General features: G+C 72.4%; 14 protein-coding genes. 5 read left to right on the top strand and 9 right to left on the bottom strand.

What is annotated here, in order from left to right; translation table 11 throughout:
• Window positions 1–3 precede the first annotated feature (3 nt).
• Entirely contained in the window at window positions 4–657 is a 654-nt protein-coding gene (locus BEK98_RS11790; protein WP_094216398.1) for a response regulator transcription factor, read from the bottom strand.
• Between the two features lie 413 nt (window positions 658–1,070).
• Here BEK98_RS11790 and BEK98_RS48950 point away from each other — a divergent pair, with 413 nt between their 5' ends.
• Entirely contained in the window at window positions 1,071–1,244 is a 174-nt protein-coding gene (locus tag BEK98_RS48950) for a hypothetical protein (protein WP_167444141.1), read from the top strand.
• A 76-nt stretch (window positions 1,245–1,320) separates the two neighbouring features.
• Here BEK98_RS48950 and BEK98_RS11795 read toward each other — a convergent pair whose 3' ends face one another.
• A complete protein-coding gene (locus BEK98_RS11795) occupies window positions 1,321–2,136 on the bottom strand; it encodes an inositol monophosphatase family protein (RefSeq protein WP_094216399.1) in 816 nt (271 codons plus the stop codon).
• Between the two features lie 8 nt (window positions 2,137–2,144).
• Window positions 2,145–3,272 carry a ferrochelatase gene (locus BEK98_RS11800; RefSeq protein WP_094216400.1) on the bottom strand — a complete coding sequence of 376 codons (1,128 nt, stop codon included), beginning with the start codon at window positions 3,270–3,272 and terminating at the stop codon, window positions 2,145–2,147.
• Window positions 3,273–3,443: 171 nt separating this feature from the next.
• On the opposite strand from BEK98_RS11800, the gene BEK98_RS11805 reads away from it, so the two are divergent.
• The 3 genes from BEK98_RS11805 (at window position 3,444) to sepH (ending at window position 7,487) form a co-directional block, all read left to right on the top strand.
• Window positions 3,444–4,682 carry an MFS transporter gene (locus BEK98_RS11805; protein ID WP_094216401.1) on the top strand — a complete coding sequence of 413 codons (1,239 nt, stop codon included), beginning with the start codon at window positions 3,444–3,446 and terminating at the stop codon, window positions 4,680–4,682.
• On the top strand, window positions 4,642–5,961 hold the full coding sequence (locus BEK98_RS11810) for a D-arabinono-1,4-lactone oxidase (protein WP_094216402.1): 1,320 nt from the start codon (window positions 4,642–4,644) through the stop codon (window positions 5,959–5,961). The genes BEK98_RS11805 and BEK98_RS11810 overlap by 41 nt, the downstream gene beginning before the upstream one ends.
• A 485-nt stretch (window positions 5,962–6,446) precedes the next feature.
• Window positions 6,447–7,487 (top strand): septation protein SepH, encoded by a 1,041-nt coding sequence (gene sepH / locus BEK98_RS11815; protein ID WP_094216403.1) that lies wholly within the window; start codon window positions 6,447–6,449, stop codon window positions 7,485–7,487.
• A 60-nt stretch (window positions 7,488–7,547) separates the two neighbouring features.
• On the opposite strand, the gene BEK98_RS11820 is transcribed toward sepH, so the two are convergent.
• Window positions 7,548–8,399: a sulfurtransferase gene (locus tag BEK98_RS11820; RefSeq protein ID WP_094216404.1), complete on the bottom strand. Its 852-nt coding sequence runs from the start codon at window positions 8,397–8,399 to the stop codon at window positions 7,548–7,550.
• A gap of 318 nt (window positions 8,400–8,717) precedes the next feature.
• Between BEK98_RS11820 and BEK98_RS11825 the strand changes: the two genes are divergently transcribed.
• Complete coding sequence (locus BEK98_RS11825) at window positions 8,718–9,509, top strand: VOC family protein (protein WP_094216405.1); 792 nt, start codon at window positions 8,718–8,720, stop codon at window positions 9,507–9,509.
• Between the two features lie 16 nt (window positions 9,510–9,525).
• Here the strand turns inward: BEK98_RS11825 and BEK98_RS11830 are convergent, their stop codons facing one another.
• From BEK98_RS11830 to BEK98_RS11850, 5 genes are read right to left on the bottom strand one after another with little or no spacing between them, the layout of a single operon-like run.
• Window positions 9,526–10,176 (bottom strand): thymidine kinase, encoded by a 651-nt coding sequence (locus BEK98_RS11830; protein WP_094216406.1) that lies wholly within the window; start codon window positions 10,174–10,176, stop codon window positions 9,526–9,528.
• A gap of 50 nt (window positions 10,177–10,226) precedes the next feature.
• A complete protein-coding gene (locus tag BEK98_RS11835; RefSeq protein WP_094216407.1) occupies window positions 10,227–11,417 on the bottom strand; it encodes an alkaline phosphatase family protein in 1,191 nt (396 codons plus the stop codon).
• Entirely contained in the window at window positions 11,417–12,013 is a 597-nt protein-coding gene (locus BEK98_RS11840; protein ID WP_094216408.1) for a DUF5998 family protein, read from the bottom strand. Before BEK98_RS11840 ends, BEK98_RS11835 begins: the two co-directional genes overlap by 1 nt.
• A gap of 1 nt (window position 12,014) precedes the next feature.
• Window positions 12,015–12,248, bottom strand: a complete 234-nt coding sequence (locus tag BEK98_RS11845) for a hypothetical protein (protein ID WP_094216409.1) — start codon at window positions 12,246–12,248, stop codon at window positions 12,015–12,017.
• A gap of 19 nt (window positions 12,249–12,267) precedes the next feature.
• Window positions 12,268–15,114 (bottom strand): bifunctional acetate--CoA ligase family protein/GNAT family N-acetyltransferase, encoded by a 2,847-nt coding sequence (locus BEK98_RS11850; protein WP_208643082.1) that lies wholly within the window; start codon window positions 15,112–15,114, stop codon window positions 12,268–12,270.
• Between the last annotated feature and the right edge of the window lie 16 nt (window positions 15,115–15,130).

Raw genomic sequence — 15,130 nt, forward strand, 5'->3', positions numbered from 1 at the left:
GGATCAGATCCGGTAGCCGGAGCCGGGCACGGTGACGATCACGGGCGGCTCGCCGAGTTTGCGGCGCAGCGTCATGACCGTCACACGCACCACGTTGGTGAACGGGTCGGTGTTCTCGTCCCAGGCCTTCTCCAGCAGCTGCTCGGCCGAGACGACCGCGCCCTCGCTGCGCATCAGCACCTCCAGCACCGCGAACTCCTTGGGCGCGAGCTGGACCTCCTTGCCGTCGCGGAAGACCTCGCGGCGGTTGGGGTCGAGCTTGATCCCGGCGCGCTCCAGGACCGGGGGCAGAGGCACGCTCGTACGGCGTCCGAGGGCACGCACGCGCGCGATCAGCTCACTGAACGCGAACGGCTTGGGGAGATAGTCGTCGGCGCCGATCTCCAGGCCCTCGACACGGTCGCTGACGTCACCGGAGGCGGTGAGCATGAGCACGCGCGTGGGCATGCCCAGCTCCACGACCCTGCGGCAGACGTCGTCGCCGTGCACGAGCGGGAGGTCGCGGTCGAGGACGACCACGTCGTAGTCGTTGACGCCGATGCGCTCCAGGGCGGCCGCACCGTCGTACACGACGTCGACGGCCATGGCCTCCCGGCGCAGTCCGGTGGCCACCGCATCGGCGAGCAGCTGCTCGTCCTCGACGACGAGTACGCGCACGTCGCTTGTCCTTCCTGTGTCCACCCGCGTAGCGCTCCGTGAGCGCGTGCGGGCAGGGGTGTCCGTGGGATGTGACCTCCATCCTGCCCTTTTCGGCCATAAGTCGGCTGTAAGACGGGGTCCCGGCCGCAGGGATCCGCCTCCTGGGGCGGGAATGCGGGATTTTCTCAGGCGGTTGAGGTTTCCACGGAAGGGCGCGGGGGGAGGACGGCTTTACACCCCGCGATCACGCTCTGCATGTGCCGCAACACCATGCGGTACGTCGCGATCCGCTTCCGCAGAGCGGGCGTGGGTGTCCGGCACCGTCGCCGCCCAGCAGGGCAGCGCTGGGCACCCGCGAGAGACGTGATCACCCCTTCCGAACGGCACACCCCCGTGCCACCGACCCACGACCCAGGACGAGGGGGCGCAGCATGGACGCATTCACCGCAGGACTTCTGCAGCGCATAAAGGCGACCGAGTCCGACCTGTCGCGGGCTCGTGACGAGGGCGACGACTTCCTCGCCGAGGTGGAGCAGGGAGAGCTCGACGACCTGCGCCGTCTGGCCGCCGAACACGGTGTGGAAGTCAGCGCGTCACGCGTCTGATCGGCCCGAGGCACGACAGCGGAACCCCCGGCGAATCCAGCGCCGGGGGTTCCGTCCATGTCCGCTCTGCGCAGGCCTAGTCGTGCCACGCCCCGAAGTCCTCCAGCAGCCGCTGGAGCGGCTCGAAGACCCCGGGGGTACCGGCGACCGTCAGATCACGTGCCGGGCCCTCTCCGGGCCGTCCACCGGTCAGGGCGCCCGCCTCCCGGGCGATCAGGTCCCCGGCGGCGAAGTCCCAGGCGTTGAGTCCGCGCTCGTAGTACCCGTCCAGCCGACCGCAGGCCACGTCGCACAGGTCGACCGCGGCCGACCCGCTGCGCCGGATGTCCCGCAGCAGCGGGATGAGCCGGCCGGCCACCTCGGCCTGGTGGGCGCGGACCTCGGCGACGTAGTTGAAGCCCGTGGAGACCAGCGCCTGGTCCAGCGGGGGCGCGGGGCGACAGGACAGCGCCCGCTCGCCCTCCCACGCGCCCGTGGCCCAGGCACCGCCGCCGCGTACCGAGTGGTACGTCTCGCCGCGCATCGGCGCCGCGACGACCCCGACGACGGTCTCGCCGTCCTGCTCGGCCGCGATGGACACGGCCCAGGTCGGCAGCCCGTACAGGTAGTTGACGGTGCCGTCGAGCGGGTCGATCACCCAGCGGATGCCGCTCGTGCCCTCGGTGTCGGCGCCCTCCTCGCCGAGGAAGCCGTCACCCGGGCGCCGGCCGGAGATCAGATCGGTGATCAGCTTCTCCGCGGCGATGTCCATCTCGGTGACCACGTCGATCGGGCTCGACTTGGTCCTGGCCACCGCCAGATCGGCGGGGCGGCCGTCCCGCAGCAGCTCGCCGGCGCGGCGGGCGGCCTCCTGGGCCAGGTCGAGCAGTTCCCTGTGCAGGGGGTCGGTCACGGGTCTCCTCACGCGTAGGTGCTGTCGGCGCCCGCCGCGGCCGGGCGGGGGGCACGGGACGGGCAGCAGCCGACCGGGCAGAGGTTGTGGCTCGCGCCGAGCGCGCCCAGGGCACAGGGGGTGACCTCCTGCCCGCGCTCCACGGCGGACCGCTCCAGGATCAGGTCGCGGATGGCCGCGGCGAACCGCGGGTCGGCGCCCACGGTGGCCGAGCGGCGCACCGGCAGGCCCAGCTCCTCGGCCTTGGCCGTGGCCTCGGTGTCGAGGTCGTAGAGGACCTCCATGTGGTCCGAGACGAAGCCGATGGGCGCCATGACCATGGCCGGGGCGCCGGCGGCGTGCCGCTCCTCGAGGTGGTCACAGATGTCCGGCTCCAGCCAGGGGATGTGCGGGGCGCCGGAGCGGGACTGGTAGACGAGCCGCCAGGGGTGGTCGACGCCGGTGCGCTCGCGGACCGCGTCGGCGATCAGCTGGGCCACGTCCAGGTGCTGCTCGACGTACGCGCCGCCCTCGCCCTGGGCCTCGACCGGGCCGGAGGAGTCGGCCGCGGCGGTCGGGATGGAGTGGGTGGTGAAGGCGATGTGGGCGCCGTCGCGGACGTCCTCGGGGAGGTCGGCGAGCGAACGCAGCACCCCGTCGACCATGGGCTCGACGAAGCCGGGGTGGTTGAAGTAGTGCCGCAGCTTGTCGATCTTCGGCAGTTCGAGGCCCTCGGCCTCCAGGGCGGCCAGCGCGTCGGCGAGGTTCTCGCGGTACTGGCGGCAGCCGGAGTAGGAGGCGTAGGCGCTGGTGGCGAGCACCAGGATGCGGCGCCGGCCGTCGGCGACCATCTCCCGCAGGGTGTCCGTCAGATACGGCGCCCAGTTGCGGTTGCCCCAGTAGACCGGCAGGTCCAGGGCGTGCTCGGCGAAGTCCTTGCGCAGGGCGTCCAGTAGGGCGCGGTTCTGGTCGTTGATCGGGCTGACCCCGCCGAACAGGAAGTAGTGCTGCCCGACTTCCTTGAGGCGTTCCTTGGGGATGCCACGCCCACGCGTGACGTTCTCCAGGAACGGGACCACGTCGTCGGGGCCTTCGGGGCCGCCGAACGAGAGCAGGAGCAGGGCGTCGTAGGGGGTGGCATCGAGCGCGTCTGGCATGACTCGATCCTGCCACCCGGCTCTGACAGCCGGGCAACAGCAGGGTGAAGAGTCGAGTTCCAGACGGTTTAGTCCGTTATTTCCGGCTGTGATTCCTGGTGCAATTAGGGTCACCTCACTCGTAATCTGTATCGGCTGCATTCGCGCCTTACCGACCGCCCCGGAGACCACGTGCCCAGCCCCTACCGCGCCCTGTTCGCCGAGCCCGGCACCAAGAGCTTCTCCGCCGCGGGCTTCCTCGGCCGGATGCCACTGTCGATGATGGGCATCGGCGTGGTCACGATGATCTCCCAGCTCACCGGGCGCTACGGCCTCGCGGGCGCGCTGTCGGCCACCATCGCCCTGTCCGCCGCCGCGGTCGGGCCGCAGATATCCCGGCTGGTGGACCGGCACGGCCAGCGCCGGGTGCTGCGCCCCGCGACCCTGGTGACGCTCCTGGCGGCCGCCGGCCTGCTGCTCGCCGCGCATCTGGAGTGGCCGGACTGGACGCTGTTCGTCTGCGCGGCCGGCATCGGCACGGTGCCGAGCCTGGGCGCGATGATCCGGGCCCGCTGGGCGGCCCTGTACCGGGGCACGCCGAAGCTGCACACCGCCTACTCGTTCGAGTCGGTGGTGGACGAGGTGTGCTTCATCTTCGGGCCGATCATCTCCATCGGCCTGTCCACGGCCTGGTTCCCGGAGGCGGGCCCCCTGCTGGCGGCCTGCTTCCTGGCCGTCGGCGTCTTCTGGCTGACCGCCCAGCGCGCCACCGAGCCGGAGCCGCACCCGCGCGAGCGGCACGGCGGCGGCAGCGCGCTGCGCTCGGCCGGGCTCCAGGTCCTGGTGGCGACCTTCGTGGCGACGGGGACGATCTTCGGGTCGGTCGACGTGGTCACCGTCGCCTTCGCCGACGAGCGCGGCCACAAGGCGGCGGCGAGTGTGGTGCTGGCGCTGTACGCGGCCGGTTCCTGCGTCGCGGGCGCCGTCTTCGGACTACTGCGGTTCTCGGGAGCGCCGGAACGTCGCTGGTTGCTGGGCGTGGGGGCGATGGCCGTGAGTATGATCCCCCTCCTACTGGTCGGAAACTTGCCGCTTCTGGCCGCTGCGCTGTTCGTTGCGGGGCTGTCCATCGCACCGACGATGATCACGACGATGTCCCTCATCGAAGAGCACGTACCTCGCGCGAAGCTCACCGAAGGCATGACCTGGGTGAGCACCGGCCTCGCGGTCGGCGTCGCGCTCGGCTCCTCCGTGGCCGGCTGGGTGATCGACGCAGCCGGCGCGCGTGCCGGGTACGGGGTTCCGGCCGTGTCCGGAGCCGTCGCGGTCGCGGTCGGTTTCCTCGGGTACCGCCGGCTCCGCAGGCCGGCCGCGGGTCGGGGAGGCACCGTTGAGCACCACAGCGAGCGCGAAGAACGGCACCTGGCGTAACTGGGGCGGCAATGTCGCCGCCCGCCCCGCCCGGCAGGTCGAGCCGGCCTCGGTGGACGAACTGGCCGCGGCCGTGCGCAAGGCCGCGGAGGACGGCCTGAAGGTGAAGGCGGTCGGCACCGGGCACTCCTTCACGTCCATCGCCGCCACCGACGGTGTGTTGATCCGCCCTCAACTGTTGACCGGCATCCGCGACATCGACCGGGATGCCATGACCGTCACGGTCGAGGCCGGCACTCCGCTCAAGAGACTCAATGCGGCCCTCGCGCGCGAGGGCCTCTCGCTCACGAACATGGGCGACATCATGGAGCAGACCGTCTCCGGGGCGACCAGCACCGGCACCCACGGCACCGGCCGGGAGTCGGCCTCGATCGCCGCCCAGATCAAGGCACTCGAACTCGTCACGGCCGACGGCTCGGTGCTCAGCTGCTCCGAGAAGGAGAATCCCGAGGTCTTCGCGGCCGCCCGAATAGGCCTCGGCGCGCTCGGCATCGTCACCGCGATCACCTTCGCCGTGGAACCGCTCTTCCTGCTCACCGCGCGCGAGGAGCCGATGTCCTTCGAGCGGGCGCTGGCCGAGTTCGACCAACTGTGGGCCGAGAACGAGCACTTCGAGTTCTACTGGTTCCCGCACACCGGCAACACCAACACCAAGCGCAACAACCGCAGCGCGGGCCCCGAGCAGCCGGTGGGGCAGCTGGCTGGCTGGTTCGAGGACGAGTTCCTCTCCAACGGCGTCTTCCAGGTGGCCCAGTGGGTCGGACGCGCCGCGCCCTCGACCATCCCGGGGATCGCCCGGATCTCCAGCAAGGCCCTGTCCGCGCGGACGTACACCGACATCCCCTACAAGGTCTTCACCTCGCCGCGCCGGGTGCGCTTCGTGGAGATGGAGTACGCCGTCCCGCGCGCGGCCCTGACCGAGACGCTGCGCGAACTGAAGGCCATGGTCGACCGCTCCGGTCTGCGCATCAGCTTCCCGGTCGAGGTGCGCACCGCCCCGGCCGACGACATCACCCTGTCCACCGCCTCCGGACGGGACAGCGCGTACATCGCCGTCCACATGTTCCGGGGCACGCCGTACCAGGCCTACTTCACGGCCGCCGAGCGCATCTTCACGGCGCACGAGGGCCGGCCGCACTGGGGCAAGGTGCACACACGGGACGCGGAGTACTTCGCCGAGGCGTACCCGCGCTTCGGCGAGTTCACGGCACTGCGGGACCGCCTCGACCCGGAACGCCTGTTCCAGAACGACTACTTGCGGAGGGTTCTGGGGGCATAGGCACTCCCAAGTACGAAGCCGGTTCGGCGGCCGCGGCCGCCGCCGGTGCGCACGGCTGCACGAGAAAGGGACGCACGGACGAAACCATTAGTTCCGTTTCTGGGGATTGCGTGAAGTTCGCCACGTTCGCGATCACCAAACCCGGTTGCGTACGGCCAAGTCGCGTCCCTTGCGAGAAGTTGGGCGGCGCGCCCATCCACGCACATGGTCCAAATGGAGTACTGTTGCGAGCCCTGGGTCCGGTTTCCCACCAGGGTGTCCGCGGCCTCGCAGGACCGCTGGGAGGGGGCTAGTTGCACAGGGTGATGAAGTTCGTCACTTAGCGTTGCGAATAGGTAACCGTGCCATAACGGCGACCCAGGGCCCATGCCCGACACGCCGGGCAACTCGGCAAGGTTGTGGCAGGCTGCACCCGGGCAGGCCACACTCGACTAGCGGAAGCAGCGACGCACGTGACGTCGGCAGGCACCACCCGGGAGGTCCCCATGCCCGAACTGCGTGTCGTGGCCGTCTCGAATGACGGCACACGGCTGGTGCTCAAGGCTGCCGACTCTACGGAGTACACGCTTCCGATCGACGAACGCCTGCGCGCCGCCGTGCGGGGCGACCGGCCCCGCCTCGGCCAGATCGAGATCGAGGTGGAGAGCCATCTCCGCCCCCGAGACATCCAGGCCCGTATACGTGCGGGTGCCACCGCGGAAGAGGTGGCCCAGCTCGCCGGCATCCCCGTCGACCGGGTGCGGCGCTTCGAGGGTCCGGTGCTGGCCGAGCGCGCCTTCATGGCCGAGCGGGCCCGCAAGACCCCGGTCCGCCGCCCCGGCGAGAACTCCGGTCCGCTGCTCGGCGAGGCCGTGCAGGAGCGGCTGTTGCTGCGCGGTGCCGAGAAGGACACCGTGCAGTGGGACTCCTGGCGCCGCGACGACGGCACCTGGGAGGTCCTTCTCGTCTACCTGGTAGCGGGCGAACCGCACTCGGCGAGCTGGACCTACGACCCGCCCCGGCGGCTCGTCCAGGCCGTGGACGACGAGGCGCGCTCGCTGATCGGCGAGTCCGACGACCTCGCCGTACCGGAACCGAGTTTCCCGTTCGTCCCGCGCATCGCCCGGCTGCCGCGCGAGCGTTCGATGGACCGCGCCCTCGACCGCGGGGACCGGGAGCGGCCGAGCCTGCCGGCCCAGTCGTCCGAGCCCGCCGAGGAGAGCACGGGCGAACGCGACTCACTCACCAGCCTGTTGGAGGCGGTGCCGAGCTTCCGGGGCGACCTGGTGGTCCCGGAACGGCTCACGGAGTCCCCGGAGGAGCCCCCCGAGGAACCCGCGGCGGAGGAGCCCCCGGCGCCCGCCGCCTCGGCCGGCTCCGCCTACGCGGACGTCCTCATGCCGCGCTCGGTGGGCAGTCACCGCGACCGGCTCACCGGCGCGACCGACCGCCAGGCCGAGGCCGACGGCGTCCGCCCCGGCCGCCGCGCCGCGGTCCCGAGCTGGGACGAGATCGTGTTCGGGACCCGACGCAAGAAGCAGGAGTAAACCGGCCGTACGGCCGTATGAAGTGGGGGCACGCGCGCGTGCCCCCACTTTTCCTGTTGCCTACTGCGGGTCCGGCCCCACCGCGACCGGACGGGACGGGTCCGAGGACCACTCCGACCAGGAGCCGACGTACAGCGCCGCCGGAATGCCCGCGACCGCGAGGGCCAGCACCTCGTGAGCGCCCGAGACGCCCGAGCCGCAGTACACGCCCACCGGCGCCTCCTCGGACACGCCCAAGGCCTTGAAGCGGTCCCTCAGGTCCGCAGCGGGCAGGAAACGGCCGTCCGGGCCCACGTTCTCGTTCGTCGGCGCCGACACCGCACCCGGGATGTGCCCGCCGACCCGGTCGATCGGCTCCACCTCACCCCGGTACCGCTCCCCCGCGCGGGCGTCGAGCAGCACGCCCGCGCGGGCCAGGGCGGCGGCCCCGTCCGCGTCGAGCAGCCCGGCCGCGTCCGGCGCCGGTGCGAAGTCGCCCTCCGACGGGGCGGGTACGTCCGTCGACAGCGGGCCCTGCCAGACCGGCAACCCGCCGTCGAGAACCCGCACGTCCGGGTGACCCGTCCAGCGCAGCAGCCACCACGCGCGCGCGGCCGCCCAGCCCTGTCCGCCGTCGTAGACGACGACCGGCCGGCCGGCCGACACGCCCGCGCGGCGCATGGCCGCGCCGAACTCCGCGAGGTCGGGCAGCGGATGGCGACCGTGTGATCCGGGGGCCGAGGCCAGCTCCCGGTCCAGGTCGACGAAGACCGCGCCGGGCAGGTGCCCGGCCGCGTACTCGGCCCGGCCGTCGAAGGCCGGGGCGCCCGCCGCCTTCGCCATGGTCAGCTGCCAGCGGACGTCCAGCAGGACGGGCGGGCGCTCCCCGGTCAGCTCGGCGGCGAGTTCGGTTGCGGTGATGATGGCTGTCATGGCGTCCATCCTTACGTCAGGGGTGGCCGCGGCGTCCAGGTCCGGCTACTCTCCCGCCGGACAGGCTCGATCACGAGGCGTACGGGATCGGGCACACGCTGTACAGCTGACGGACACCCGTCGGCCATCGTCAGGAAGCGTCCTAAGACGGCAGATCGGACATCCTCCCAGACGTACCGCCCGGGCGTCGGCGCGCACGGTACGCGGCACGCCGGAGGATGCGGATACCTGGCATGGGCGTGCGCGCGCCAGCGGCACACCCCTTCCGGGGAGCGGAAGCGACACGGCCACCGCGAGGGGCCGGGGAGAGAGTGATCGATGACCGAGGCACGGGAGTCGGCCGGTCCGCACGCGCGGCGCACGCCGGGCACGCCCTGCTGGGTGAGCCTGATGGTGCACGGGCTGGCCACGACCGAGGAGTTCTACGGGGAGCTGTTCGGCTGGGAGTTCCGGCCGGGCCCGCAGCAGCTCGGCCCCTATGTGCGGGCGCTGCTGGACGGGCACGAGGTGGCGGGCATCGGCCAGCTGCCGCCGGACCGCCGGCTGCCGGTCGCCTGGACGCCGTACCTCGCCTCGGACGACGTGGACCACACGGCCGAAATGGTGCGGCTGTGCGGCGGCACGGTGGCCGTCGGACCGCTGGACGCGGCCGAGGCCGGGCGGATGGCCATCGCGTCCGACCCCGCCGGGGCGGTGTTCGGGATCTGGCAGGCGTCCGCCCTCCTCGGCACGGCGCTCAGCGGCGTCCCCGGCACCCCCGCCTGGAACGAGCTGCTCACCTTCGAGACGGAGAGCGTCACCAAGTTCTACGAGACCGTGTTCGGGTACGCGGAGGAGCCGGTGGTGTCCGCCGACTTCGACTACGTGACCCTGCACATCGGGGGCCGCCCGGTGGCCGGCATCCACGGCATCGGGCACGGTCTGCCCCGGGACCGTGGACCGCACTGGCTGACGTACTTCGAGGTCGCGGACGCCGACGGAACGCTGCGGCAGGTCGCCGAACTGGGCGGTCGGGTGGTCAGGCCGGCCCACGACAGCGAGCACGGGCGGGTCGCCACGGTGGCGGATCCGGAGGGAGCGGTCTTCTCGGTGGTCCAGAGCCCGCGCTGAGCCGTGTGCGGTGACCTCAGACCGCGGACACCGGCAGGACGTCCGGGGACAGGGCCGCCGCGCGGGCCGACGCGGCGGTCATCCGGCGCCGGTGGTGACGGCGGCACAGCACCTCGTAGCCGACCTCGCCCGCGGACTGGTTGACGTCGCCGACGACCACCTGGGCGCCTTCCACGACCATCTCGCCGCCTATCGTGCGGGCGTTGTGCGTGGCGCGGGCGCCGCACCAGCACAGCGCCTCGACCTGCAGCACCTCTATGCGGTCGGCCAGTTCCACCAGCCGCTGGGAGCCCGGGAAGAGCTTGGAGCGGAAGTCGGTGGTGATCCCGAAGGCGAAGACGTCCATGCCGAGGTCGTCCACCACACGCGCGAGCTGGTCGATCTGCTCGGGCGCGAGGAACTGCGCCTCGTCCGCGATCACATAGTCCGCGCGCCCGCCCTGCGAGAGGTGCTCGACGAGGTAGGCGTACAGGTCCTGGCCGTCCTCGACCTCCACCGCATCGGTGACCAGGCCCAGCCGGGAGGAGAGCTTGCCCTCGCCCGCCCGGTCGTCCCGGGTGAAGATCATGCCGACGAGGCCCCGCGCGGAGCGGTTGTGCTCGATCTGCAGAGCCAGCGTCGACTTCCCGCAGTCCATCGTTCCGGAGAAGAACACCAGCTCGGGCATGAGGAGTTGAGCACCTTTCGGCAAGAGATGGGGCAGGGAGCAGGGAGGCGTCAGGAGCGTACTTCGAGCAACGGGACCAGCTGCTCGGCAGGGGTCATCGAGCCGTGGTTGCCGACCAGCGCCGACTCCTTGGGCTCCCGCTCGGAGGCGATGATCAGCACGTCGTCGTGCGCCGCCGCGACCACGTCCCCGAGGCGCGCGTACACCCGGTCGTCCACCTGCGGCCCGAACCAGCCCGCCGCGATCGCCTCGTCCCGCGAGGCCACCCAGAACTGCTCGCCGAGCACCTCGCGCCACACGGTCAGTACGTCGTTCTCGGCGCCCGGCACCGCGTACACGTGCCGCGCCCGCCCCTCCCCGCCGAGCAGGGCGACTCCGGCGCGCAGCTCCCAGTCCTCGTCGAAGTCGATGCGGTGCTGCTCGTCGAAGGGAACGTCGACCATGCCGTGGTCGGCGGTGACGTACAGGGCGCTGCGCGGGGGCAGCTGCTCGGCGAGGCGCTGGGCGAGCCGGTCGACGCACATGAGCTGTCCGCGCCAGGTGTCGGAGGCGACTCCGTAGCGGTGTCCGGCGCCGTCCAGCTCGGCGTAGTACGTGTACACCAGGGAGCGGTCGCCGGCGGCCAGTTGTTCGGCGGCGAGGTCCATGCGGTCCTCGCCGGTCAGCCGGCCGTGGAAGCGGCCGCCGCTGAGCGCGATCTTGGTCAGCGGGGTGTGCTCGAAGGCGGGCGAGGACACCTGGGCGGAGTGCACGCCGGCCTCGTGGGCCAGCTGGAAGACCGTGGGGTACGGCTGCCAGGGGCGCGGGTCGGTGTACGGCTGCCAGCGGAGCTGGTTCATCAGCTCGCCGGTGGCCGGGTTGCGGACGGTGTAGCCGGGCAGGCCGTGGGCGCCCGGGGGCAGGCCGGTGCCGACGGAGGCCAGGGAGGTCGCGGTGGTCGCCGGGTAGCCGGCGGTGAGCGGGCGTCCGGTGCCGCCGCGCGAGCTGCCGAGCAGGGAGGTGAGGAACGGGGCCTCGTCGGGGTGCGCCCTCAGCTGCTCCCAGCCGAGCCCGTCTATCAGGAAGACACAGACCCGGTCGGCCGGGGTCAGCTCCGTGATCGTGGCGGTCGTACCGGGGACGCCGAGGCCGGCGGCCAGGGTCGGCAGGAGGTCGGCGAGGGAGCCGGTGCCGTACTGGGGCAGCGGTGCGGTGTCCAGGGCGAGCGGTTCCGGGTGGTCCCAGGGGGTAGGCAGGGCCATCAGCGTGTGACGTCCGCGGTCGCCTCGGAGATGGCCTGCGCGAAGGCGAGCGCCTGGCGCACCGTCTCCGGGCCGTCCCCTGCCTCGCTGACGCGCAGGCTGAGGTCGTCCGCCGTGGAGTTGCCCGTGTAGCCGTGGTCGGCCTCGCAGTTGGGGTCGCCGCAGGCGGCGGGCTCCAGGTCGATACGGCTGACCGCGCCCCAGCCGATGGTCAGGACGACCTCACGGGGCAGTGTGCCCGGCGTGTACTGCTCCGGGTTCGCGACCACCCGGCTGACCACGACCGACGAGATCCGGCCGAGCTTCACGGACTCCGTGGACGTCGTGGCGTACGGCGTCGGGGAGGTGCTGTCGGCGGCCTGCTCGTCGGTGTGGCTGACGATGAAGCGGTTGCCGGTGAGGACCAGGACGGTCACGTGCCGGCGCACTTCGTTCTGGTCGAACGTGGTCTCCTGGTGGACCAGGTACGACCGGACGGGCTCGCCGCCCACAGCGGCCTCCACCGCCTCGGAAACGAGGGCCGGGTAGTAGCCGCTGCGCTCGATCGCCGTGCGCAGCCCCTGGTTCGTCGTACTGGTCTTGGCCATGGCGTCCATCCTAATCCGTGGGCAAGGGGGGTCCGGGCCAGTCGCGGGCACCGGGGGCGGCCTTCGCACCCGTGCGCGGGTGCCGTGGCACGAGCCCCGGCAGGATGTCCAGCCGCTCGGCGCCGACCAGACAGGAGACGGGTTCGCGACCGCCGGCGTCCGCTTCGAACGCGACGACGAGGGGCGGTGCTTCGCCCAGGGCCTGTCGACTGCCCTCGGGCAGTTCCCGTCCGGCGATCTCCATCCGGTCCCCCCTCCCCCGCTCAGTAGGCCGGCAGCGTGCGCGGGCCGAGGTCGTCGCGGGCGGGGGGCGGTGCGAGCCGCAGGGTGGCGCCGAGGACGCTCACGCCGTGCTGGGCTACGACCACCGGCTCCAGGGTGACGGCGACGACCTCGGGGTGATCGTCCACGAGCCGGGAGACCCGCAGCAGCAGCTCCTCGAGCGCGGGCGTGTCCACGGGCGTGGAGCCGCGCCAGCCGAACAGCAGCGGGGCGGTGCGGATCGACCGCACCAGCGAGGTCGCCTCCCGGTCAGTGACCGGGATCAGCCGGTGCGCCATGTCCCCGAGCAGCTGTGAGGCGGCCCCGGCGAGGCCGAAGGAGAGCACGGCCCCGGCGGCCGGGTCGATCACGGCCCGGACGACCGTGTCGACTCCCCGGGGCGCCATCCCCTGCACCACCGGCCGCAGCTCCTCGGGCTGCCCGAACAGCTCGGTCAACTCGGTGTAGGCCCGGCGCAGTTGTTCCTCGTCCGCCAGGTCGAGGCGTACGCCGCCCAGATCGGCCCGGTGCCTGAGGTGCGGGGCGGTGGCCTTGAGGGCCACGGGGTAGCCGAGGGTGCGGGCGGCCTCGGCGGCGGCGTCCGGGGTGGGCGCGGGGAGCGCCCGGCGCACGTGGATGCCGTACCGGTCGAGCAGCTCGCAGGTCTCCGCCTGCCCGAGCGTGAGCCCCTGCCCGCGCTCCAGCAGCCCGCCGATCAGCTGGGCGGCCCCCTTCTCGTCGATGTCGTCGTACTCCGGCACCTTGCCCGGATCGGCGGCCTCACGCCGCCACTGCGCGTACTTGACCGCTTCGGCGAGGGCCCGGACGGCACGTTCTGCGGCGGGGTAGGCGGGGATGAGACGGGAGCAGCTTTGCGAGGCTTCGGGTGCTTCCGGTACCGCGGTGGGCAATGGTTCCGCAGGGCGGACCAGGTGGGCATCGCCCTCAGCGCCGGGCGCCTTCGCAAGAGCCTGGGGTGACGTACTCGCCGCAGCCGACAACGCCTCCGCAAGCCCCCCGAGCTCCACATGCACCACCAGCACCGGTTTCCCCGGAACCGCAGCCGCAGCCGAGCGCAGCGCCTCCGCCAGCTCCGCGTCCCCGGGCGACCCCTCCCCGATCGCCGGAATCGCCGTGACGACGACGGCGTCACACGTCTCGTCCGCCAGCGCCCGCGACAACGCCCGATGGAAGTCCTCCGCCGTCGCCCCGGTCGTCAGGTCCAGCGGAGGCGACGGCCGCAGCCCCTCCGCGAGACACCGGTCGTACGTCAGCACCCCCAGCGACTCCGAGTTCCCGAGGATCGCCACGCGCGGCCCCGCGGGCAGCGGCTGCCGGGCCAGCAGCAGCCCCGCGTCGACCAGTTCGGTGATCGTGTCGACCCGGATCACCCCGGCCTGCCGCAGCAGCGCGGAGACGGTCGCGTGCGGCAGCCGTGTCGCCCGTACCGCGTGCCCCTGCGGCGCGGAGCCGACCCCCTGCACCACGACCAGCGGCTTCGCCGCCGCCGTGCGCCGGGCGAGGCGGGTGAACTTGCGCGGGTTGCCGAGGGACTCCAGGTACATCAGGGCGACGTCGGTCTCCGGGTCGTCGTACCAGTACTGGAGGACGTCGTTGCCGGAGACGTCGGCCCGGTTCCCGGCGGAGACGAAGGTGGACACCCCGGTGACCCCGGTGACGCCTCCGCCGCGCCGGTGCAGCCGGGACAGCAGCGCGATGCCGATGGCCCCGGACTGCGTGAACAGGCCGATGCGGCCCGGGCGGGGCATCTCGGGGGCGAGCGAGGCGTTCAGCAGGACGTCGGGCGCGGTGTTGATGACGCCGAAGGCGTTCGGGCCGATGATCCGCATGCCGTACGCGCGCGCGAGCTGGACCAGGGCGCGCTGCCGCTCGCGCCCCTCGGGCCCGCTCTCGGCGTACCCGGCGGACAGCACGACCAGCCCCTGCACCCCGTGCTCGCCGCACTCGGAGACCACGGCGGGCACGTGCTCGGCCGGTACGGCGACGACGGCGAGGTCGACCGGCCCCTCGATGTCCCGCACCGAGCGGTACGCGGGCACCCCGTCGACCTCCTTGAGGTCCTCGGGGAAGGCCTTGTTCACGGCGTACAGGCGGCCGGGATGGCCGGCGTCCCGAATGTTGCCGAGGACGCTGCGGCCCACCCCGCCGGGCGCGCGGCCGACGCCGACGACCGCGACGGAGCCGGGTGCCAGCAGCCGCCGTACCGAGTGGGCCTCGGCGCGCTGCTCCCGCGCGCGCTGCACGGCGAGGGAGCGGTCGGTGGGTTCGAGGTCGAACTCCAGGCGTACGACGCCGTCCTCGAAGCTGCGCTTCTGGGTGTACCCGGCGTCCGTGAACACCTTGATCATCTTGCTGTTGGCGGGCAGCACCTCGGCGGCGAAGCGGCGGATGCCGCGCTCGCGGGCGACGGCCGCGATGTGCTCCAGGAGGGCCGAGGCGACCCCGCGGCCCTGGTGGGCGTCCTGCACCAGGAAGGCGACCTCGGCCTCGTCGGCGGGCGCGGACGCGGGCAGACCGTCGGCACCGATGCGGTCATAGCGTACGGTGGCGATGAACTCGCCGCCGATGGTGGCCGCGAGTCCCACCCGGTCCACAAAGTCGTGGTGCGTGAAGCGGTGGACGTCCTTGGCGGAGAGTCGCGGGTACGGCGCGAAGAAGCGGTAGTACTTCGACTCGTCCGAGACCTGCTCGTAGAAGCTGACCAGGCGGTCGGCGTCATCAACGGTGATGGGCCGGATGCGCGCGGTACCCCCGTCGCGCAGCACCACGTCCGCCTCCCAGTGGGCGGGGTACTCGTGCCGGTCCTGCCGGTCCGCCGGGCTCTGCATGGGCCCCAGAGTACGG

The sequence above is a fragment of the Streptomyces diastatochromogenes genome, from assembly GCF_002242805.1.
GTDB lineage: Bacteria > Actinomycetota > Actinomycetes > Streptomycetales > Streptomycetaceae > Streptomyces > Streptomyces diastatochromogenes.